General features: G+C 41.3%; 20 protein-coding genes. 9 read left to right on the top strand and 11 right to left on the bottom strand.

The features are described from left to right. The first annotated feature begins 239 nt into the window (after window positions 1-239). The 6 genes from mscL (at window position 240) to ABT996_RS07095 (ending at window position 4,875) form a co-directional block, all read left to right on the top strand. Complete coding sequence (gene mscL / locus ABT996_RS07120; RefSeq protein WP_035448423.1) at window positions 240-617, top strand: large-conductance mechanosensitive channel protein MscL; 378 nt, start codon at window positions 240-242, stop codon at window positions 615-617. 57 nt (window positions 618-674) lie between these two features. Continuing rightward, window positions 675-1,598 carry a diacylglycerol/lipid kinase family protein gene (locus ABT996_RS07115; protein WP_035448425.1) on the top strand — a complete coding sequence of 308 codons (924 nt, stop codon included), beginning with the start codon at window positions 675-677 and terminating at the stop codon, window positions 1,596-1,598. A 66-nt stretch (window positions 1,599-1,664) separates the two neighbouring features. Continuing rightward, a complete protein-coding gene (locus ABT996_RS07110; protein ID WP_035448427.1) occupies window positions 1,665-2,504 on the top strand; it encodes a YitT family protein in 840 nt (279 codons plus the stop codon). Window positions 2,505-2,620: 116 nt separating this feature from the next. After that, the gene (locus ABT996_RS07105) at window positions 2,621-3,118 is read left to right on the top strand and encodes a TetR/AcrR family transcriptional regulator (RefSeq protein ID WP_010688472.1); all 498 of its coding nucleotides are present in this window, start codon (window positions 2,621-2,623) and stop codon (window positions 3,116-3,118) included. 16 nt (window positions 3,119-3,134) lie between these two features. After that, complete coding sequence (locus ABT996_RS07100; RefSeq protein WP_010688474.1) at window positions 3,135-4,196, top strand: ABC transporter permease; 1,062 nt, start codon at window positions 3,135-3,137, stop codon at window positions 4,194-4,196. A 4-nt stretch (window positions 4,197-4,200) separates the two neighbouring features. After that, entirely contained in the window at window positions 4,201-4,875 is a 675-nt protein-coding gene (locus ABT996_RS07095) for an ABC transporter ATP-binding protein (protein ID WP_035448429.1), read from the top strand. A 45-nt stretch (window positions 4,876-4,920) separates the two neighbouring features. Here the strand turns inward: ABT996_RS07095 and guaB are convergent, their stop codons facing one another. From guaB to ABT996_RS07050, 9 genes are all read right to left on the bottom strand, one after another. Further along, entirely contained in the window at window positions 4,921-6,408 is a 1,488-nt protein-coding gene (gene guaB / locus ABT996_RS07090; RefSeq protein ID WP_035448432.1) for an IMP dehydrogenase, read from the bottom strand. A gap of 122 nt (window positions 6,409-6,530) precedes the next feature. Beyond that, a complete protein-coding gene (locus ABT996_RS07085) occupies window positions 6,531-9,377 on the bottom strand; it encodes a DUF3427 domain-containing protein (protein WP_035448434.1) in 2,847 nt (948 codons plus the stop codon). Continuing rightward, complete coding sequence (locus ABT996_RS07080; protein ID WP_005917899.1) at window positions 9,374-9,775, bottom strand: (deoxy)nucleoside triphosphate pyrophosphohydrolase; 402 nt, start codon at window positions 9,773-9,775, stop codon at window positions 9,374-9,376. Before ABT996_RS07080 ends, ABT996_RS07085 begins: the two co-directional genes overlap by 4 nt. 88 nt (window positions 9,776-9,863) lie before the next feature. After that, a complete protein-coding gene (locus tag ABT996_RS07075) occupies window positions 9,864-11,204 on the bottom strand; it encodes a hemolysin family protein (RefSeq protein WP_035448436.1) in 1,341 nt (446 codons plus the stop codon). Window positions 11,205-11,369: 165 nt separating this feature from the next. Continuing rightward, window positions 11,370-12,188, bottom strand: coding sequence for a MetQ/NlpA family ABC transporter substrate-binding protein (locus ABT996_RS07070; RefSeq protein WP_035448438.1), 819 nt, complete (start codon window positions 12,186-12,188; stop codon window positions 11,370-11,372). A 41-nt stretch (window positions 12,189-12,229) separates the two neighbouring features. Next, window positions 12,230-12,916, bottom strand: a complete 687-nt coding sequence (locus tag ABT996_RS07065) for a methionine ABC transporter permease (protein ID WP_010688483.1) — start codon at window positions 12,914-12,916, stop codon at window positions 12,230-12,232. Then, window positions 12,909-13,949, bottom strand: coding sequence for a methionine ABC transporter ATP-binding protein (locus ABT996_RS07060; RefSeq protein WP_010688485.1), 1,041 nt, complete (start codon window positions 13,947-13,949; stop codon window positions 12,909-12,911). Before ABT996_RS07060 ends, ABT996_RS07065 begins: the two co-directional genes overlap by 8 nt. A gap of 527 nt (window positions 13,950-14,476) precedes the next feature. Next, on the bottom strand, window positions 14,477-14,959 hold the full coding sequence (locus tag ABT996_RS07055) for a hypothetical protein (protein ID WP_035448440.1): 483 nt from the start codon (window positions 14,957-14,959) through the stop codon (window positions 14,477-14,479). 77 nt (window positions 14,960-15,036) lie between these two features. Beyond that, window positions 15,037-16,455, bottom strand: a complete 1,419-nt coding sequence (locus tag ABT996_RS07050) for a C69 family dipeptidase (protein WP_035448442.1) — start codon at window positions 16,453-16,455, stop codon at window positions 15,037-15,039. A gap of 130 nt (window positions 16,456-16,585) precedes the next feature. Here ABT996_RS07050 and ABT996_RS07045 point away from each other — a divergent pair, with 130 nt between their 5' ends. After that, entirely contained in the window at window positions 16,586-17,254 is a 669-nt protein-coding gene (locus ABT996_RS07045) for a L,D-transpeptidase (protein ID WP_035448444.1), read from the top strand. A 44-nt stretch (window positions 17,255-17,298) separates the two neighbouring features. Here ABT996_RS07045 and ABT996_RS07040 read toward each other — a convergent pair whose 3' ends face one another. Then, entirely contained in the window at window positions 17,299-18,030 is a 732-nt protein-coding gene (locus ABT996_RS07040; protein WP_010688493.1) for a L,D-transpeptidase, read from the bottom strand. Window positions 18,031-18,103: 73 nt separating this feature from the next. Beyond that, entirely contained in the window at window positions 18,104-19,648 is a 1,545-nt protein-coding gene (locus ABT996_RS07035; protein ID WP_035448446.1) for an ABC-F family ATP-binding cassette domain-containing protein, read from the bottom strand. Between the two features lie 145 nt (window positions 19,649-19,793). Here ABT996_RS07035 and ABT996_RS07030 point away from each other — a divergent pair, with 145 nt between their 5' ends. Next, window positions 19,794-19,934 (top strand): hypothetical protein, encoded by a 141-nt coding sequence (locus ABT996_RS07030; RefSeq protein WP_004051430.1) that lies wholly within the window; start codon window positions 19,794-19,796, stop codon window positions 19,932-19,934. A 286-nt stretch (window positions 19,935-20,220) separates the two neighbouring features. Continuing rightward, window positions 20,221-22,875, top strand: a complete 2,655-nt coding sequence (locus ABT996_RS07025; RefSeq protein ID WP_035448448.1) for a cation-translocating P-type ATPase — start codon at window positions 20,221-20,223, stop codon at window positions 22,873-22,875. Window positions 22,876-22,941 lie beyond the last annotated feature (66 nt).

The raw sequence follows: 22,941 nt of genomic DNA, 5'->3' as shown, positions 1-22,941 counted from the left end.
TCTAATTCTACCCTAATGTATATTTAAAATTCAAGTCCTATTCCCCAAATTAAACTCATATTAAAGTTTAAAAACTAATTTGTTATATTTTTGCATCTATACATAATTCACTCCAGACAAAAGTTGAATTTTTCAAAAAAACTGAATTTTTTCAAGGCTTTTAGCTTGTTTTATTTAGATATATTAGCTAAACTTAAAAATATCTTGATTGCAACCAATTTGTACTGGAGGTGAAATTAATGTTAAAGGAATTTAAAGAATTTATTGGCCGAGGTAATGTTTTAGACTTAGCTGTCGGGGTTATCATCGGTAGCGCATTTACTGCAATCGTTAACTCACTTGTTACTAACTTGATCAATCCGTTTATCGGGTTATTCCTCGGTAAGATCAACCTTTCTGATCTTCAACTTGCGATCGGCGGTACGACCTTCAAATTTGGTGTCTTCTTGAACGCCGTGATCAACTTCTTGATCATTGCTTTTGTTGTCTTCTTGATCGTTAAAGCAGTCAATAAAGTTATGCCTAAGAAAGTCGAAGAAGAAGTTGAAGAGACTGGTCCAGAACCAGAGATCGAACTTTTATCTGAAATTCGTGATTTATTGAAAGATAAAAAATAAACATTGAGCCTCCAAATTAAGGTATACTTATCAAGAACCTTAATTTGGAGGCTTTTTATGTATCATTTTATTATCAACCCCTGTGCTGGCAATGGACGCGCTCGGAAAAGTTGGCCTAAAATACAAAAGCAATTACACCAACTAAATGTAAAGTATAGCTACTATTTGACCACATCAAGTACAGATCTAAAACAGCACCTACGCCGGCAAGCACAGCTAAAGCCAACTACTATCTTTGTGATCTTAGGTGGTGATGGTACGCTTTATCACGCCTTAAATGCCGTAGCCTTTCCCACCAAATTAGATGTTACTTTAGGATACATCCCCTGTGGCTCTGGCAACGATTTTGCCAAAGCCGCTCAGATCTCTACCGACCCCAACAAATCTTTAGCTCAGCTCTTAGCTCAAAAAACGCCCCATACGCTTGATCTAGGATACTTTAAGACTTCAAATCATACTGGTGTTTTCTCAAATAATTTAGGGCTTGGCTTTGATGCCCGGATCGTCGAAATGACGAATAATTCACGTTTAAAAAAGCAGCTAAATAAATTACACTTAGGTAAATTCGCCTATGCTGCTTGTTTTTTCAAAGCGCTCAGATGCCAAAAAGCATTCGAAGTAACGGTGGTATCGCCGGATTTTCCAGCTAAAAATTTTTCACATGCCTTTTTGTGTACGATCACTGATCAAGCGTATTTTGGCGGTGGTGTTGCGCTTTTCCCCAAAGCACGATTAGATGATGGAAACCTTACCTTGGTCGTGATCGAAAAAAAGAATTTATTAAATTTCTTAAGCATCTTTTTATTGATGCTTTTACCCGGAACTTATCATCTTCAGGCCCGCTCACTTAGCTTCTATACAACTAAACAGCTTGAACTGACCACTACTGCCCCCCAGATCATTCAAGTTAATGGAGAAACATTTACCTTTCCACCAGGCGACTTACGCTTAGAAATAAAGCAACAAAAATTTATATTTTAAAAAATATAGCTATTTTTTCTTGAATACGTTAAACTTATATTATCAAATAAATACGGGGGAATATTCGTGAAAAAAAGATTAGTCCAAACACCTTGGTTTTATTGGCTCGTTTTAGTCATTGCGCTAGAATTGATTGCCATTTCAGTCAACTTCTTCTATGCCCCGATCAATATTGCGGCCGGTGGAGCAACGGGACTTGCGATCTTGTTAGACGCTGCTTTTGGGATCAATCGCTCGTTGACAGTTTTACTCATCAATTTACTGATGATCTTAGCTGCTTGGTTATTGCTCGACAAAAAGACTGTTAAAAATATCATCTATGGTAGTTTCCTTTTACCACTGTTAATGTATATCACTCCCAGTCAAAAGATAATTGAAGATAATCTATTAGCCGTGATCGTTGGCGGAGCCGTCTTTGCGCTCGGGGTAGCTGCCCTTTATCGGATCAACGCTTCCAGTGGCGGGACAACTGTTCCACCGATGATCTTTAAAAAGTATTTCCATATCAATCCTGCGTTTTCACTTTTAGCGATCGATATGCTAGTCACCTTTTTTAATATCTTTGTTTCCGGTTTGAATGCCTTTTTCATGGCTTCATTTTCACTGGTCATCACCTCGATCGTCATGCGTTATACCGAAGCTGGTCTTGACCACAAATATCAGATCCAAGTGATGAGTCAAACTAAACTCCCTGAGATCAAAAAAATGCTCGAATCTGAAGACCATGCCATGACGATCTTCAATGTTCGTGGTGGTTATTCAGCTAACGAAAAAGAATTATTGATGGCGGTCATCGACAATCAAAGCTACGGCCCATTACTAGCTGCGATCCATGATATTGATCCCGATGCTTTTATCATCGCTTCAAACGTTGTTAAAGTTCACGGTGGGACATTTGGGATCTAGTTTTTCAAAAGTTATGTTGCGACATAGCTTTTTTATTTTACCCAACGTTGACAACGTGTCACTTTATTGTTATGCTTAGAGCGTAAATTACTTTTATACTTTTAAGGAGGTACACTATGGTTTCACCGACATTCAAAAATCTTGCCCCTGAAAAAAAAGAGCGCATCAATGCTGCTCTCTTGACGGAATTTTCCACTTATCCACTAAAAGACGCCCAAGTCGCCCGGATCGTCAAAGATGCTCAGATCGCGCGCGGGGCTTTTTACAAATATTTCACTGACTTAAACGAAGCTTATGACTATCTTTACCACTTAGCGCTAGTTGATATCCATGCCGATCTTAAGTCAAGTTCACCGCAAGCGCTCCTCAACGCAACGCGCGCTTTTATCACGGCTTCACTAAAAAGCCCCTATTACGATCTGCTCAAGTTACATTTGACTGTAAATGAATTACCTTTAGCTTTTGCCGACCCTAGCCTTTCTGCTACTCGCTGGGCGTTAGCGACTTTGAGCCATCAAGCCTTAAGAGAAGCCTTAAATGATCCGCAAAATAAAGAACTCTATCTTGAGCGCTTGGAGAAAAGCATTGCCTTGCTTTCTCCCCTAGATAACTAAGAAAGGAAGTTTCACTATGTATCTAGCACTAAAAGAGATCAAACATGAAAAGATCCGTTATTCATTGATCATCGCGATGGTCGTTTTGATCAGCTATCTCGTCTTTATCCTGACCAGTCTTGCGCTCGGATTGGCGCACGAAAATACTTATGCGATCAAAAGTTGGGATTTTGAAAAGATCGCCTTGAACCGTGATGCCGATGTCAATTTGCGTCAGTCACTGCTCACAAAAGAGCAGATAAACGAACTTAAATTGACTAAAAATGAAGCCGTGATCGGACAAGCCCCCATCATTGTCAAAGAAAAGGGACGCCAAAAACTCTCGGCTACATTTGTTGGGCTAGAGAGATCTCAGTTCGTCTATCAACAATTAAAAGCAAGCTCGGGGCATCTTCCCAAAACTAAGCAAGAAGTCGTCGTCGATGATAGTTTCAAAAATGACGGCTATAAACTTGGAGATAAAGTATATTTCAACTCCCAAACAACACCCTATACGATCACTGGCTTTATAAAAAATGCCAAGTTAAATGTTTTACCCGTTGTCTATGGTTCACTAACTGCTTGGTCTGAACTAAAAAACGTTGGTCCTAACTTTGCTGCCAGCGGGGTCTTATCCAAAGATCCTGATTTTAAAGTCACTGATCCGCAACTGCAAGTGGCCACACAACAAGCTTTGATCGATAAATTACCTGGCTACAGTGCTCAAAATAGCACTTTTACCTTTATGATCGCTTTTTTGATGATCATCTCTTTGATCGTGATCGCCGTTTTCTTATATATCATCACGATCCAAAAACTCCCCAACTACGCAGTCTTGCGGGTCCAAGGGATCGCTAACAAAGTCTTAATCCAAAATACGATCGGGCAATCTTTTATCTTAGTCGTTACAGGCTTGATCATTGGAGCTTTGCTGACCTTAGCTACCGCCCTGGTGATCCCAGCAAATGTTCCGATGACTTTTGATCTAAAATTCTTAAGTCTAGTTTCTGTCGGACTCGTTTTAACATCAGTTTTGGGTTCCTTGATCCCAGTCAGAGCGATCTTGCGGATCGATCCAGCCCAAGCGATCGGAGGTTGATTTTATGTCAGTAATTGAATTTAAAAATGTTAACAAATATTTTGGCAGTGGTTCAGCTAAAGTTCATGCCCTTAAAGATATCGATTTTTCAGCTGATAAAGGTGAATTTGTCTTGATCTTAGGGCCTTCTGGTTCAGGGAAAAGTACTTTTTTAACAATTGCCGGTAACATTTTAAGTCCTAGTAGTGGCTCTGTTTTGATCAATGGAAAAGAGATCGCTGCCTATAGCAACAAAGAAAGAGAACAACTCCGCCTGAATCAGATCGGTTTTGTTTTACAAGCTCATAATCTCGTTCCTTATTTAACGCTCAAAGAACAGTTTGAACTGGTCGATCGCGTCAAAAAGACGGGCAATCTAAGTCCAGCCGAACTTGAACGGCTGTTAGCTCACCTTGAGATCGCTGAACTCAAAGATAAATATCCCAATGAACTTTCCGGTGGTCAAAGTCAACGCGCTGCGATCGCCCGGGCGCTCTACACTGACCCGGAGATCGTTTTAGCCGATGAACCAACGGCTGCGCTCGATAGTCAGCGCGTCAAAAAAGTTGGTACGATCTTACAAGCCTTAGCTAAGCAACAAAATAAAGCCGTCATTACTGTAACGCATGATCTTCGCTTGATCGAACAAGCCGACAAGATCTATGAACTGACGGACGGACAATTAGTTCAAAAAAAATAAGCCTAAAAAAAACGCCAGTAACGGCGTTTTTTTTAGGCTTTTAAATTAACGAGTTGAATAGTTTGGCGCTTCTTTTGTGATCTGAACATCGTGTGGATGTGATTCACGTAATCCAGCACCTGTGATCTGAACAAATTGAGCATTGTCGTTTAGATCTTTCAAGTCAGCTGCGCCTACGTAACCCATACCAGCACGTAGACCACCATCCATTTGGTAGATAATATCGGCTACGCTACCTTTATAAGCAACACGGCCTTTGATCCCTTCTGGAACTAACTTGTTAGCTTCATTGACCCCACTTTGGAAGTAACGATCAGATGAACCGTGTGTTGAATCCATTGCGCCTAAGCTACCCATACCACGATATGTCTTGAAACGACGACCTTCGTAGATGATCGTTTCACCGGGTGCTTCATCAGTTCCGGCTAACATTGAACCTAACATAACAGCATTCCCACCAGCGGCGATCGCTTTGACGATCTCACCTGAATACTTGATACCACCGTCAGCAATGATCGTTTTACCATATTCACGCGCTACACTAGCAGCATCATAGATCGCTGTTAATTGTGGAACACCGACCCCGGCAACGATACGTGTTGTACAGATAGAGCCTGGTCCGATACCAACTTTAACGACATCAACACCGACATCAAACAATGCACGTGTGGCTTCAGCAGTAGCTACGTTTCCGGCGATCAAAGTTGCATCTGGGAAATGTTCTCTGATCTCTTTGATCTTGCGGATAACACCAGCTGAATGGCCATGAGCTGTATCAATGACTAAAGCATCAGCCCCAGCATTCAATAATGCAGTTGCACGTTCAAATGTATCACTTGTTACCCCCACAGCGGCAGCAACTAACAAACGCCCATGTTCATCTTTAGCGGCATCTGGGAATTCGACCACTTTTTCGATATCCTTGATCGTGATCAAACCAGTTAATTCGCCAGCTTCATTGACGATCGGTAATTTTTCGATCTTATGTTGTTGTAAGATCGCTTCAGCTTTTTCTAAAGAGGTTCCCTCTGGTGCAGTGATCAAGTTGCCCTTGGTCATAACTGCACCGATCTCAACATTGTGATCAGACACAAAACGAATGTCACGGTTTGTGATGATCCCACAGAATTTACGACTATCCATGGATTCAACGATCGGCACCCCGCTGATACGATACTTAGCCATCAAGCCTTCAGCTTCAGCTACCGTGTGCTTTGGTGTCAAGAAGAATGGATCAATGATAACGCCACTTTCAGAGCGTTTTACCTTGTTGACTTCATCTGCTTGTTGTTCGATCGTCATATTTTTATGGATAACACCTAAACCACCTTGGCGAGCCATTGCGATCGCCATTGAAGATTCAGTAACTGTATCCATACCAGCACTGATGATTGGGATATTTAATTTCAAATTTTTTGCGAGCTGAACACTCAAATCGACCTCATTTGGCAAAACATTACTTTCTGCCGGTATCAATAACACGTCATCAAACGTTAAACCTTTTTTTGTAAACTTAGTATCCCAATTGGACATCGTAAACTCTCCTTTGTTTTAAATTATTATATTGTATTATAATTTACAAAAAAATCTTTACAATTGCAAGTTTTTCTCACCTTATTTTTTGGAAAAATCTTTAATTTTACCGAAATTTTTTTCTAATCTTCGGGATCTACTGGAAACGCCTGGAGTTTTTCCAGCATTTCAAGCGGCAGTGGCTGTTCAAAGAGCAGATCCATCGCCACTGCTTTTTTAGGTTTATTTTTAGTACCTAGTTCAACTTCGCGTACACTTTTAGCGATGATCTTAGCTTCCCCCACATAGTAAAATTCAGCACCAAAAGCATCACTTGGCTTGATAAAGAGTGGCAACTTAACATATGGGTCCCCAGTTTTAACACCTGCTAAAAGTTCTTTTACCTCTTTTGACGCTAATGATCTAGGGCTTCGCGTATACCAGCGGATCGCACGGTCATCCGTCAAGACATTTTGATAACCCTGCTTTTCTTTTTGGTAGGTGATAAATATCGGGCACACATCATCGACCACACGATAACCATAGAGCGGGGCACTGATATCCTTAGGCCAATCTAACAAGCGACATACATCTTTACGCGTATATTTTTGATACAGTGTAAAACGCTTTTGCGCCTGATAAGCTTGACTCAGCAAAAGCCCCGTTTCAATAATATCTACAACGTGTTGTTTAAATGCTGGCTGCAACAATGCTTCACTAAATGCGCTACTTAGACGATATTTACCTTGTTCAAGTACGATCAAAGGTTTAGCACCATAGGTTTCAGAGCGTAATTTCTTGCCTGCTTTGACTTCAAAAAAGCGCAGTGACAAGATCGCATTTACCGAGTCCAAGACCGCATCATCCACATAGCATCCCGCTTTAGTCAAGCGTTCGCAATAGTCAGCTTGCGTCACTTCGGCTATCAATAATTGTTGTAACAGCAATAGTTCATGTTTACGCATTCCATTCATCAATTCTTTTTCTAGAAAAGCGATAACTTGTTTAGCGTAATGCGATAGTTCTTGCTTTACACCTAGCTTATCCAAAAAATCGGCATAGCTGACTAAGGTGTTACCTTGCGTAAAAATCTGCGGATCTAGTTGACTGCTCTGATAAAAATCGCGTCGCATCGGTATGCGCCCTAATTTTTGGGATAATTCAAAATAAGCTTCTTTTAGGTGCTTAAGTGAATCAAGTTTAGTTCTAGCGATCACAGCTAAGATCTTTTGATAGGCGATCTCATCAAAATTGATCGTGGATAGGCCATAGACGACCTGCTCTTTTAAGTCAGTGACCAAACGATCTTTATTCAAAGAACGATCATTTGTCAAAGCTTGGGGGATCAGATAGTTGTTTTGGTAGTTACCGATAAAATCTAAGATCAATGCGCTCGTTTTCCCGGGAAATAATCTCAATCCCCGGCCCAATTGTTGGGTAAAGACGATCTTTGAACGCGTATCGCGTAACAAAATTATCTGATCGACACAGGGAATATCGATCCCTTCATTGAAGATATCAACTGAGATCAAATATTTTACGGCACCCCTTTCTAAGCGGGCAACGGCTTGATCTCTTTTAGCAACACTATCTTCATTGGTCAAGGCTTGACTCGGATACCCAGCAGCTGTAAAGGCTTCGGCCAGCGCTCTTGCTTCTTGTTGGCGGCTGCAAAAAACTAAGCCCCCCCGACTTTTAGTACTACCATAATATTCTAATTGCTTTAGAATATGGGCAACACGCTCAGGTGCAGCTAACTGCTTGAGCGGTGTCTTTTCGGTGATCATTTCGCCTTCATATTCATAGTCAGTCACACCTACATAGTCAAATGGACATAATAATTCAGCCGTCAAAGCTTCATCCAATGAGATCTCATAGGCTAGATTGTAATCAAAGCTACGATACACATTGAAATCATCCATGCGTTCTGGCGTTGCGGTCATCCCTAAGCAAAAGGCCGGCGTAAAATGATCCATCACTTTTTGAAAAATAGGTGCCCCTAAATGATGGGCTTCATCAAACAAGATGTAATCAAACTCAGTCGGCAAAAATTGAGCTAAGGCTTCGTCTTTAGCCAGTGATTGGACTGTAGCAAATAAATATTTAGCCTCAGTTTCATGCTTTTTACCAGAATATGTGCCAAAATCACTGGCTGGACCGCCGATGACTTTTTGAAAACTAGCTTTGGTCTTTTCTAAGATCTGTTCACGATGAACGACATACAAAAAGCGCTTAGGGGCATAAGCTTTAACATCAAAAGCACCTAAGTAAGTCTTCCCCGTTCCCGTAGCTGAAACGACTAACCCCTTAGTACTGCCCTGAGCTCGTAAATTAGCCAATTGCAGTAATGCTTCTTTTTGCATTCGATTAGGTAGCAGTTTTTCTTTTTTGGTAGCAGCTGGTCTCACTGGTGGACGGTAGCGTGCTTGATAAGCTACGATCCAGTCAGTAGTCAGATCAATTGCATCTTCAGCTAGTCGCTTCAAGATCTGCGCTAATTGTTGCGTAAAATCAGCTTGTTCTGCACTAGTCACCCGTAAAGTCAATTCACAGTTTTTCAATAAAGCATTTCGCGTAAAATTAGCACTTCCTACGTAAGCTGTTTGCTGTGGACCATGCCAAAAGAAATAACCTTTCATATGGAAAGCTTCCTTAGTCACGATCTTAGTCGTAACATTGGGTAACTTCAACAGCTCCGTAAACACAGCGGGCGCATTGAATCCCAAATAATCAGCCGTTAAGATCGTTCCGGTCACACCTTTTTTGGCTATACGGGCCAAAACAGCTTTTAGTGGCACTAACATATCAACGGTCAAAAAGGCTGGCGCTAGGACAAAATGATCACACGTCAATAATTCTTGTTGTAAGTGACTCCACAATGTCTCGGTCGGTTGATTAGTCAATAATTTAGGCACTGGCCCATCTAACTTAGGTGCATATTTGCTGTCATATAAACCAGCTAAGATCGCATTTTTAAATTCTTCACTCATTCAAATTTCCTCAGATCTGTTTGTTTGATGACCTCTAGAACTGGTTCAGAGGGCTTGAGCCAAGTAACACTTTCCAGTTGCTCTGGTGTCAACCACCGGTACTCACTAGCAGCCACCAATTTTAAATTATATGTCTTTAGTTTTGTCCAAAAGAAATCGATCTCTAACTCACCATACGGCGTCTCAAAATGCCGGGAAACATCGATCCGCTCCAACACTTCACACTGATCACCTAGTTCTTCGGCAACTTCTCTTTGACAAGCTTGCTTTGGTGTTTCTCCGGGTTCGAGTTTACCACCAGGGAATTCCCAAAAGCCTCCGCCAAGACGTTCATTTTTCCGCTTGGCAGCTAAGATCTTGCCCTCTGAAACGATCACAGCAGCTGCTACTTTTATCATTAGATCACCTCATCAAACTATATTTTGAGCAACTTTTTAGATTTTAAAAAAGAAGAAATCAAGTTTTTCCTTGATCTCTTCTCATTGTTTAACTCTCGGTTTTTTCTTCAGTTTCTTGGTGGGGGCTGACTTCCATCCATTCGATATAGTTTCGGCTAAAATCGGTAACTTTGATGTCAAAGTCGCCCAACGTAATGACGGTCCCCAATTCAACTTTATAATTTTCCAAAAGATAACCTGCGATCGTTACACTTTCAGCTTCTTGGAAATCATTGGTATAGAAATTAAAGAAGCGTTGGAAATCATAAAGAGTCGTCTTCCCTGAAACACGATAGGTCCCATCATGGTTATCCACGATATCTTCTTGGATCACATCATCAGCTTCATCACGCACCGTGCCAAATAGTTCTTCATAGATATCACGGTCAGTTACGATCCCACTAGTTCCACCGTATTCGTCTAACACAACTACGATCGGTGTTTGCTTTTGGACCATACTTTGCAGTAATTTTTGGATCGGAGTGACCTCTGGGACGGTAATGATCGTCCGCATCAATTTACTTACCCGAACTGTATCATCGACTTGAGCTTGACGGATCATATCATAGATATAGACATACCCCAAGATCTTATCCTTATCGTTATTAGCGACCACTGGATAACGCGTATACTTTTTATGCAGATACTTTTCGATCACATCATGTACTGTATCTGTGATATCAACGACCTCTAAACTCGTCCGGTCGACCATGATATCTTTAGCGACCTTATCGTTGAATTCAAAAGCACGTTGCATATATACAAAATCATCTTTATCGATCGCACCACCAGTCACCGCATTACGTGAAATACTCAAGATCTCACTTTGCGATAAGACATCCTGACCTTCACCAGCTGGTTTTAATCCGACTAAGCGCACGATCCCGGAAGCTGAGGCGTTCAGCAACCACACAAATGGGTAAAATGCCACGTGGAAGTAATGCAGTGGCGTTACAATGAACATCATCACTTTTAATGGCATATCGATACTGATATTTTTAGGCACGATCTCGGTCACGACCACTTCAAGATACGTTAAGATCACGACCCCTAAGATCGCACTGATCGCCACAGTTGTCGCATGGTTGATCGGCATGAAACCTAAAACATCCGTCAAGATCTTAGTCAAGGTATCAGCCCCGATCCAACCTAAAATGATCCCTGTTGTCGAGATCCCGACCTGGGTCGTTGAAAGATACTCATTCATGTTGGTGACCATCTTTAAGGCTAATTTAAGCTTCCGTTGGTTTCCTTCTCCATTCTCTAACGCACTTTCGATCGCACTTTTACGTACTGATACGATCGCAAACTCAGCCGCCACAAAGAAAGCAGCAAAATAAAAAACAATCAAGATGATGATCAGATTCGTTATCGCCTGACCACTAGACATATTAACTCCATCTCCATTCAAAAAATAGTTATCTTGTTTGATTCTGGCTCCCACAGCTCTATCACAGTAACAGTCAAAGTCCAGTCTCGTTTCTACTATAGATAATCATATCATTTTTTTAAACAAAAAGCACCTAGACGAATAAACCTAGGTGCTTTAGGGCAATTATTTAGTTGCTGGGATCACAGCGCCGTCAAATTCTTTTTCGATCCATTTTTGAGTTGATTTGGATTGAAGTACTTTGACTAATTTCTTGACCGCTTTGTTGTTCTTTTCACTCTTACGAACAGCAATGATATTTACATAAGGTGAATTCTTCTTTTCTAATGCGATCGCCTTCTTAGTAGGATCGATCCCAGCTTGAACTGCATAGTTAGCATTGATGACTGTTGCATCAGCTTCGTTTGATTCATAAAGTTTAGGCATCAATTTAGCTTCAAATGTGTGCTTGAACTTGATATTTTTCTTGTTAGTTTTGATATCTTCAAAGGTTGCACTCGTCAAGTTTGTCCCTTTCTTCAAGGTGATCAATCCAGCATCTTTAAAGATCTGTAAGACACGACCATAGTCAGCCACATTACTTGAAACATAAACTGTTGCGTTCTTTGGTAAGTCTTTTAGACTCTTATATTTCTTGGAGTAGACCCCGATCGGCTCAAGGTGAACACTACCAACATTGATCAAAGTCCCTTTATTTTTCTTGTTCCAGTTATCCAAAAATGGTACGTGTTGGAAGTAGTTAGCATCCAATTCTTTATTAGCTAAAGCCTTGTTTGGCAAGATATAGTCATTAAAAACTTTAACTTTTAGATCAACGCCTTGTTTTTTCAATTCAGGTTTCACATGTTCTAAGATCTTAGCATGTGGTTCCGCTGAAGCCCCGACGGTCAAAGTTGTGTCTGCTTTAGCTGTGTTGGCTACCCCTAAAAGTAGGGCTGTGGCTGCAACTGTAATACCTAATAAATGCTTGATACCTTTTTTCATAGTGATCTCCTCCATAAATGTTTATTTTTTATAATTACTAACTAACGCTTGTCGATCTTGCGAACTGAAAAGTCGCCTAGATATTGGAAGACAAAGACGATGACCACGATCACCGCTGTAGCAGCTAAAGTGATCGCATTGTTGTAAGATTGGAACCCGTCAGTGTAGGCTAACTGTCCTAAACCACCAGCTCCGATCGCACCGGCCATAGCAGTGTATCCGATCAATGAGATCGCTGTGACTGTGATCCCAGAAACTAAAGCTGGTAGACTTTCAGGGATCAAAACTTTGTAAACGATCTGCCATTTGGTTGCTCCCATCGCATCAGCGGCTTCGATCACGCCCCCATCAACTTCATGGAAGGCTAACTCAACTAGGCGAGCATAAAACGGAGCGGCTGAGATGACTAACGATGGGATCGCTGCTTTAGCACCCGTGATCGCCCCTACAATTACCTGAGTAACTGGGAGTAACAAGACGATCAAGATGATAAAGGGGATCGAGCGGAAAACATTGACGAACAATGCCACGATCCAATTTAAAGCTCTAACTGCAAAACTCTTACTATCTGATGTTTCATAAAGCAACAGACCTAATAACAATCCTAAAATTGCTACAATTGCCACCGAAACAACGGTCATCCAGACTGTTTCCCAAGTGGCGGCCCAAAGATCGGGCCAATTCACATTTTTAAATTCAAAATATGATGCTAAACCTTGACTATCCATGTTCGATCACCTTCGCTTCCACTTCAAGTTTTTCTAATAAAGTCAACGCTTCTTTGATCTGTTCAACTGGTCCCACTAATTGAACGAATAATGAACCGATCGTCCCTTTATCCGCTAACTGATGGATCGAACCCTCTAAGATACTGATCTCTAGTTCAGGGAAATTCTTACTCAATTCATTGATCACAGGGCGTTCAACTTGTTGACCGTGGAACTTGAGCTCAACTAGCTTACCTTGTGGATTTTTCTCAAGCAAGTTAGCGACAACTTGTTTGACATCAGTTGTTTGTTTGGTATCAACTTCAGCACTGACAAAGCGTTTGGTCAACTCTTCTTTTGGATGTGTGAAGACTTCTGATACGGGGCCTTCCTCGATCACTTGGCCATTTTCCATCACGGCAACTTTATCGGCTAAACGACGGATAACATGCATTTCATGGGTGATGATCACGATCGTCAAATTAAGTTTTTCATTGATCTCATCGAGTAGATCTAAAACTTCATCGGTCGTTTGAGGATCAAGCGCACTGGTCGCTTCATCCGAGATCAAAATGTCTGGATCGGTCGCTAACGCACGTGCGATCCCGACCCGTTGCTTTTGGCCCCCAGAAAGTTGGGAAGGATATGCGTTGATCCGTTCACCTAAACCAACTAGATCTGCTAAATGCTTAGCTTTCTTGTGGCGTTCTTCTTTAGCGACACCTATTAATTCAAGCGGAAATTCAATATTTTCTAAAACAGTTCGTGACCACAAGAGGTTAAAATGTTGAAAAATAATACCGATCTTCTTTCTTTGATCACGTAACTCTTTGCCTTTTAAATTGTCGATCCGCTTACCATTGATGATCACTTCACCACTGGTCGGTGTTTCCAAGCCATTCAACATGCGGACTAATGTACTCTTACCGGCGCCAGAGAAACCGACGATCCCGTAAACTTCGCCCGCGTTGATGGTCAAGTCAACATTTTTGACCGCATCAACTTGACCACTGGCAGTCGCAAAAGTCTTTGAAACTTGCTTAAATTCAATCATTTGATCACTACTTTCTCATCGTTAATTTTAAAATTAGGGCAAAAAAAAAGCTTCCATCCCTAAAAGGACGAAAACTCGCGGTACCACCTTATTTTTCTACTTCTTCACAAAAGTAGACTCATCAACTACTAACTCTAAATCAGTAGTCTCAAATTATATCGCATTAAAACGGACCGCAAGCTTGCACCAACGATCAGACTCCGAGCTCATCTTCATCTCTTCTTTCGATCCCCCTTTTCAGCAACCGAGGGTCTCTGTCTATCTACTCCAACAGACTACTCTTCTCATCAACGTCTTTAAATATTTAGTTATCTTTGTTGCTTTGATATTATCTTTATTTCTTTAATTTGTCAATAAATTTTTTAATATTTTTTTGAAAAACATTTGTCATCAGCAAAAATCACTTGATATCACTGGGTTTTACTCTCAAAATAAAATTATAAAAAACTAACCTAACTGATACTTTATTATTAAATTACTTTTATATCAAAAAGTTCCAAACTCCGCTCGAAGTTTGGAACTTTAGTTTATTCAGCTGGTACTTTTTCTTTTTGGGCTTTATTTTCTTGGATCTGTTTTAGACTTTCAGCGACAGCGACCATTACAGCATCTTGGCCTTGTCCTTTGGCGAAGTCACTTGCCGGACAGATCTGCATAATATGTAGCCCCGATACATTCAAATCAGGTGAAACAACTACCAGATAGACATTCACTGGAACTACTGCCTCGGGCTCATCAAAGAAATTAGCGACCCGATTGATATTCTCAAAGGGTAAATTAATGATCCCCGTCTCAAGTCGGATATAGATCGGTTCGTCACTACCTTCGATCGAAAGCTCAGCTTGTCCCAGTTGACCTTGCTTGATTGCGTCCATCATCTTTTCCATGATCGGAGCTAAGCTATCTGCAATTCCTAGATCTTCAACTTGTGCAAGTGTAGCTAAGATCGTATCTCGATTAAATTTTTCTTCTGTGACTGTTGTGATAAAATCACTGACTTTGATTTCCATTATTTCACACCCCAATTAAATCTCAGTGAACATTCTACACAAAAAGTCTCCAAATTACAAAATTTTATATCACAACTTTAAAGATTCTTATCCATATCGAAGGTCAATTTGGATAATTCTAGTCCGCCAGTGATGCAATCAGCGATCGCTTTCATCGTCAGCTCTCGCATTTTAGCCATGATCTGATAATTTTGCTTCGTCAAATAGGTCGTTGCTTCTTCACCGTTTAAATCAGCTACTCCATTGTCGACTTCACTGAGCAAACGGTGTAAAACTTCACGTGTTTGGATCAGATAATCGCGATTTTTTTGTATAAATTGCGTGTAATGCGATTCAGTCAGCATCGATAACGTCCGATACATCCAATAAGCACTGGTGATATCATAATCCAATGGCGTTTGGCTCCAGCTTGGATCAGTATCAGTCGCATTCGTATAGAATGGCACATATGGGGTAAATGTTGGGACCCCAAAGCAGATCCACATCAAGGCTGCATTTTTAGCTGGGACATCATTTCTGATCTGTAAAACATGCGAATTTTGGGTCCGGTTCAATGAGATCGGGCGAAATTTGAGCTTATCAGCTTGACTACCATGTCCCAAAGGATCGTATTTAGTTTCGTTGTAGTGAGAAGCTAAAACATATGTCAGATCTTCAACTTTCAACAACCGCTTAGAACGGCAGATAAATGGTAGATCACTTGATTGTGGATCTTGTTCGATCTCTGGGTTAAAGCAACGTTGACCATACCATACCCGGGGCGTATTGTAATGCCGATCTTTTTCATTGTCAGTCCCAAAGATCTTTCTAAAATTAAACGTCGACTTATCGGGATTCAAGTGGTATTTTTCTACAAATTCTTGTAAACCTTCTGACCACAAATAGTTTTGGGGGTCATTAAAATCTATGTAATCTTGTGCAACTTGATTGGCAGCGATCGCATACGCATCATCGGGGATCTTCGTTGCAGCCCAATGGTGTCCCGTTACGATCTCCATATACCAAACTTCATCTTTATCCGCGAACAAAACACCATTACCTTCAGGCGAACCATATTTTTTGATCAATTTACCTAAGTATAAAACGCCTTCCCGGGCTGAATCGATAAATGGTGCGACCATTGATTGTAAGGAATCCTCAGCTAAACCATCCTCGACAAAGGGATCGTGGGCTAGAGCTAACGGATTACCATAAACAGATTCGGTCGCTGACATTGCAACATTTTTCTCATTGATCGAACTTTCACCAAAGTAGCCTAACCCTTCAACATCGACATTGGGTGTCATCGTCGTTCGATAGCCATCAGCTGGCAGTGGGGCTTCAAACCCATTTTGTGTTGAGCGCCATATCTCTTGGCGACCATGCACTGCCGGTTGCATGATAAAGCGTTGTGGTGTCAGTGGTAAAAACGTGTCGTCATTGCGCGCGATCATCGTTGATCCATCGATCGTGGCTTTCTTTCCTACTAAGATCGTCGTACATGCTTGTTCATTCATAATTTATCATATCCTTCCTGACACTTTAAAAGTTTACACCTTAATTTTTCCTAATGCTACTACAATTAATTTTAGAAATCTGTATAATAGATAGTGACAATACTTACTAAAGAATAGGATAGACTAAAATATGAAACCACAAAGTTCTCGCTTTTATTTGAGTCTCGCGATCGCTGTGATCATCTGCGGTGCCTTTTTGATCTACCGTGTAACTAAACAATCACCAACTTCAACAACGACTCAAGCACAGATAACTGAAAAAACTCAAGCGACTAAAGCTACAGTTGCTAAAAAAACAACTGCTTCTGAGAGTAAGACCATGCGAACCCCGATCGATTGGCAAAAGTCTTCTGAAACCAAACCTTATCCTGATCTAGACCAAGTCAGTGATTTTTGGGTCAAGGTCGATCTTAAAAAGAATCGGACTTACCTAATGTCAGGCGATAAAGTGATCTATACGATGTATTCGTCTGGCGGGAGTTATCATCACGATGAAGAAACTGGTAAATACGAAAGTTACACCCCAACTGGTACTTTCTACATCGAACCCGAACGCGGTGATTCATTTTACAACACATCCCTAAATGAAGGGGCTAATAATTGGGTCTCATTCAAAGACCATGGGATCTACCTCTTCCATTCGGTCCCAACGGATGCTTCTGGCAATTACAACGTCAAAGAAGCTAAAAAGCTAGGTAAAAAATCCGCTTCTCACGGTTGCATCCGTCTAAGCATTCCTGATTCAAAATGGATGTCAGAAAACTTAAAAACCGGTACAAAAGTCGTGATCAACGGCTAATAAAAAAGGCTCACATCGAAAAATATCGATGTGAGCCTTTTTTATCAATCTTTCATATACTCCCATGCATCATGCTTAGGATCATTATCTTCGACCACGACTTTTGTTTTAGCTGGAAGGTTATCCATGATCCACTTAGCATCAGCTACACTCAAACGAATGCTACCATATGCTTTGACATTGTGTTTTTTGGTCACCTTTTGCCCTAACATTTTAGCTTGACTTTCGATAACTTTTCCCGCCTGATCAAATGGCACTGACTCAAAGCGATATGCACCATATCCTCTAAACGATGTCCAGTATTTAGCTCCATAGCCCTTCGTCGCGTCGTAGAATTCTTCACCACGTTCCTTCTGAAGCTTAAAATCTCCAGTTGGTGTTTCTTGATAATTCTTGACATTTTCAAAATTTTTCCCGATCGAAGCATACATCGTGTATAACGTATACGGTCCTTGGCGCACGTAAACGCGTTGTTTATTTGGTGAGACCAATAACCAGATCTTTTGCTCGAGCTTTTTAGACTTGACAGCCTGACTTACATCAGGATATGGCAAGGTCTCTGACGGCTGGTCCCAAGCGATCGGTGTTCGCATATGCTTTTTTTGTTCCCGCAAAAGCTCTTTTTTTCGTTTCTCTTCTTGCTTATCAAGTTTTGCTTGACGCTCAACTTTTAGCGCATTTTTTTCTTCGGCACGGTGAATATATACCGCACTATATCCTGCAAGTCCAACTAAAATAATTGCAACTGCCCAATGGATCCAACTTGCTTTTTTCATAATTAAAGTGATCCTTTCTTAACTAATTGACCTTAATTCAATATAAGGATAAGCCTGGAAAATGTCAACTTTATCAGCGTTTTAGCTGGATATTTTCCACATCAAATATCTTATCGATCCAACCAGCATAAAATGAAGCTTCGTGAGTGACCAGCAAAACATTTCCTGGGAAATTCATCAAGGCTTGTTTTAAGGCCTGCTTAGTCTCATCATCAAGATGATTTGTCGGTTCATCTAAGATCAAGAAATTACTTGGTTTCAATTCCAGCAAACACAATTTGACCTTAGTCTGTTCGCCCCCACTCAATAACTTCATCGGTTTGAGTGTATTAGCCGCATTGATCCCCGCCCGAGCTAAGCGTTGCCGGATCGTCTTGGGCTCAAGTTTAGGATAGGCATCTTGTAAGACTTGGAGCGGCGTTTGTTCGGGGTCTTGCCACGTTAACTCTTGGGTAAAGTAATTGATCACCGCCGCATCAACAAATTGGGCCGTCCCGCCAAAAGTTTTGATCTTGCCTAAGATCGATTTGATCAACGTTGATTTTCCGACTCCGTTAAATCCCTTAAGTACGACTTTTTCCCCGTGACTCATCGAAAACGTCACTGGTTCGAGCAACGGTTTGTTATATCCCACCGATAACTTTTTGACCCGCAAAGTCGCACTCGAAAGCAGTTCTAGATATGGGAAGTTGAAATGAGCTTGGAGATTATCACTTGGTGGCGTCAAGCGCTCTAATTTATCCAGTCGTTTTTGCCGTGATTTAGCCATTGCAGCGCGTGTCCCCGCTTTATTTTTGCGAATATAAGCCTCGTCTTTTTCGATCTGGCGTCGTTGCTTTTCATAAGCCTTGAGTTGAACTTCTTTTTTGACTTCTTTTTGTTTGATCGCAGCTTGGAAACTACCGGTATATTTCGTGATCTTACCAAATGCCACATCAATGATCGTATTAGTGATTGCTTCTAAAAAGTCATAATCGTGTGAGATGACCATAAAGCAACCCGAAAATTTATTTAGATAACCGATCAACCACTCGATATGTTCAGTATCCAAATAGTTTGTCGGTTCATCTAAGAGTAAAACATCGGGTTCTTCCAATAATAATTTAGCTAAAATGATTTTAGAACGTTGCCCGCCAGAACAACTGCTGACTTGACGTTCTTTACCTAGGGCATCGATCCCTAGCCCGGTCATGACTTGATCGATCTTGACATCCAAACCATAAAAATCAGCTGCTTCTAACTGTTCTTGGTATTTACCCGCTTTGGCCAATAAAGCATCGTCAAAAGTTGTTGCGTAATCAGCATAGCACTTAGCTTGTTTAGCTTCGATCTCGTATAATTCCTTAAACGCACTCTGCAAAAAGTCACCAATAGTCAGATCATGCGCTGATTCTGCATATTGATCGAGATAACCGATCTTTTTGCCACGTTGCCACTTGATCTGCCCTTCATCCGGTAAAGTCTGGCCCGTGATCAAGCGGATCAAAGTCGATTTTCCCGCACCATTTTGGCCGATAACTCCCATATGGTCTTCTTTGTTCAAGACAAATGAAGTTTGATCATAAAGTTGCTTATCCGCATAACTCATCGAGAGATCTGTTACTTCTAAAATACTCATTTCAATTCATTCTTTCTACTCAAATCTTTCGCTAATTATACCATAGAACCGCTATTTTTAAAGAACTACTATAATTTACCCTTGATATTTAGGAAGTTTTTCGCTAAAATATAAAGTTGCATGAGTAATGAAGGGAGGGACTACCATGTCACAAAATACACACGTAGGCGTTGGTAACGACCGCCGCCCAGTTAACAACAAAAACGTTAAGAAGCGTCGTGCAGAACATCAAGCTGTATTGAGTTTCTTAAAGGAACGCGAAGAAGCTGAAAAAGCTGCTAAATAATTGAGCACCACATGACATACTAGTGGAGCTCTGACCGGGATATCTTAACTGCAGGATCACTCGCGAGATTTTGCTGATAACCCGGGAAAAGTTCAATTAATTGAATACAAATAGCTCCACATGGGCCCCTGTCAGGTGTGCACATGTGGATTTATTTTGCCTTAATTTCCAATATTTTACATAAAATTTACAATGAATTTACCATCGAATAATTTCTTTTTAATAAGTAAGTGTGATACGATAACCCTGTAACCTAATAAATCACATTAAAGGAGGAATTTCGTGATTGAAAACGAAATATTATCAACTTACTGGAGAACAGGCACTTGCTGAATTAAAGAGTTCAGCTAATGGTTTGACTGAAGCTGAGGTCAAAGCACGTCAAGAAAAATACGGTCCTAACGTCTTAGAATCCAAGAAGCATACAACTTTACTCCAAAAGTTCATCGCTCAATTCAAAGACTTGATGATCGTGATCTTGATGGTTGCTGCCCTAGTTGCCATGCTTGCAGGTGAAGTATCCGATGCTTTGATCATCTTTTTAGTGGTGATCCTAAATGCTGTCTTTGGGGTCTTTCAAGAAGCCAAGGCTGAAAATGCGATCGATGCTTTACAGGAAATGACGACCCCTTATTCACGTGTCAAACGCAATGGTGTGGTCATGCAAGTCAAAAGTGATGAGATCGTACCAGGGGATATCGTCTTGCTCGAAGCTGGCGATATCGTTCCCGCCGACATGCGGATCCTCGAATCTTCTTCTCTCAAGATCGAAGAAGCTGCTTTAACGGGCGAATCGGTGCCCGTCGATAAAGAAAGTAGTGTTTTGACTGAAAAAGAACCTCCTTTAGGCGAACAAAGCAACTTGTGCTTTATGAACACCAGCGTCACATATGGTACAGCTGAAGCGGTCGTCTTTGCAACGGGAATGCAGACCCAAGTTGGGCATATTGCTACCATGTTAGATGAAGTTGACAACTCCGTAACTCCTCTACAAAAAAACATTACCCATTTGAGTAAGGTCTTGACTGTTTTGATCTTGATCATCGCTGTTGTGATCTTTGTCTTTGGGGTCATGACAGGACGTGAATCCGTCTTAGACATGTTATTAACAGCGATCTCACTGGCTGTAGCTGCGATCCCTGAAGGTCTACCTGCGATCGTAACGATCACCCTCGCCTTAGGTACCCAGACGATGGCTAAACGCAAGGCGCTGGTCCGCAAATTACCAGCAGTCGAAACCTTAGGGACAACTGAGATCATCGCTTCTGATAAGACTGGGACTTTGACCCAAAATAAGATGACTGTCGAACAACTCTACACTGACCATAACTTAGTAGCAGCTGATAGCTTCAAAGTCTCACCTGAAAAACGTTTAGCCCAGATCATGATCTTAGCTAATGATAGTCAAGAAACGCCCGATGGCCTAGTCGGTGATCCGACTGAAACCGCCTTGATCCAATACTATTTGGATCGTCAAATGGACGTTAAACAAGTCCAAAATGATTTTCCACGGATCAATTCGATCCCCTTTGATTCTGAACGTAAAATGATGTCAGCGATCGTTTCGCATGCTGGCCAACGTTATTTGATGACCAAAGGTGCCGTTGATGAGATCTTACAACGAACAACTAAGATCGAAGATAATGGTGAAGTCAGACCGATCACGCAAGCCGATAAAGATAAGATCTTGAACACCAATCAAGAATTAGCGCTCGAAGCTTTACGTGTTTTAGGCTTTGCATATAAGCCTTTGACTGAAGCAGAAAGCAACGTTGAAGCAACATCGGATAATTTTGAAAATGACTTGATCTTTGCCGGAATGATCGGGATGATCGACCCTCAAAGACCTGAAGTCAAAGATGCCGTTGCTGAAGCTAAATCAGCTGGTATCCGCCCACTTATGATCACAGGTGACCACAAAGATACCGCTAGAGCGATCGCGATCCGCTTAGGTATCATTCAACCAAATGATGAAAGTGGTGTGATCACCGGACGCGATCTAGATGCAATGTCTGATGAAGAATTGAAGCAAAATGTGGCTAAATACTCGGTCTATGCTCGCGTTGCTCCAGAACATAAAGTACGGATCGTTAAGGCATGGCAAGCACATGGCAAGATCGTAGCGATGACTGGTGACGGGGTCAACGATGCTCCAGCTCTAAAGACTGCTGATATCGGGGTCGGCATGGGGATCACCGGGACTGAAGTATCTAAGAATGCTTCCGATATCGTCCTAGCCGATGATAACTTTGCCACGATCATTTTAGCTGTTCGCGAAGGTAGAAAGGTCTTTGCCAATATCCAAAAAGCGATCCAGTACCTCTTGTCGGCTAACTTGGGTGAAGTATTGACACTCTTTATGATGACCATGCTCAACTGGTCGATCTTTGCTCCAGTCCAGATCTTATGGATCAACTTAGTCACAGATACGTTCCCAGCGATCGCTTTAGGTGTTGAAAAAGGCGAAAAAGACATCATGAAAAAGAAACCACGTGGTAGCAAGTCGAACTTCCTATCTAATGGTGTCGGTTCAAGTATCATCTACCAAGGGATCTTGGAAGGTGTCCTAACGCTTGGGGTCTATTGGATCGCGATCAACTATCCATTCCATGAGACATCAGCTCAGATCCATGCTGATGCGTTGACAATGTCTTATGCAACTCTAGGTGTGATCCAATTGTTCCATGCCTTTAACTCCAAATCGATCCATGGAACGATCTTTTCTAAGGAAACATTCAACAACAAGTACTTCAACATTGCTGTCTTGGCCTCAGCTGTGTTATTAGCAATGACGATCTTCGTTCCAGCCTTTAATAGCACGTTCCACGTTACAACGCTTGCGTTAGAACAATGGGGCATCGTTTTAGGCGCTGGTGCTTTAATGATCATCATCGTTGAAGTTGTGAAATTCTTCCAAAGAAAATTCATCTACAAAGACTGATCAGTACGAAGAAAAATGAATAAATAATACGGTAAGGGACCTACTACGATGCATATTTTGCGTCAT

The organism is Ligilactobacillus sp. RTP31139st1_D10_RTP31139_211217 (assembly GCF_040226755.1).
GTDB classification, from domain to species: Bacteria; Bacillota; Bacilli; order Lactobacillales; family Lactobacillaceae; genus Ligilactobacillus; species Ligilactobacillus animalis.
This window is presented reverse-complemented; position numbering and strand designations above follow the sequence as displayed.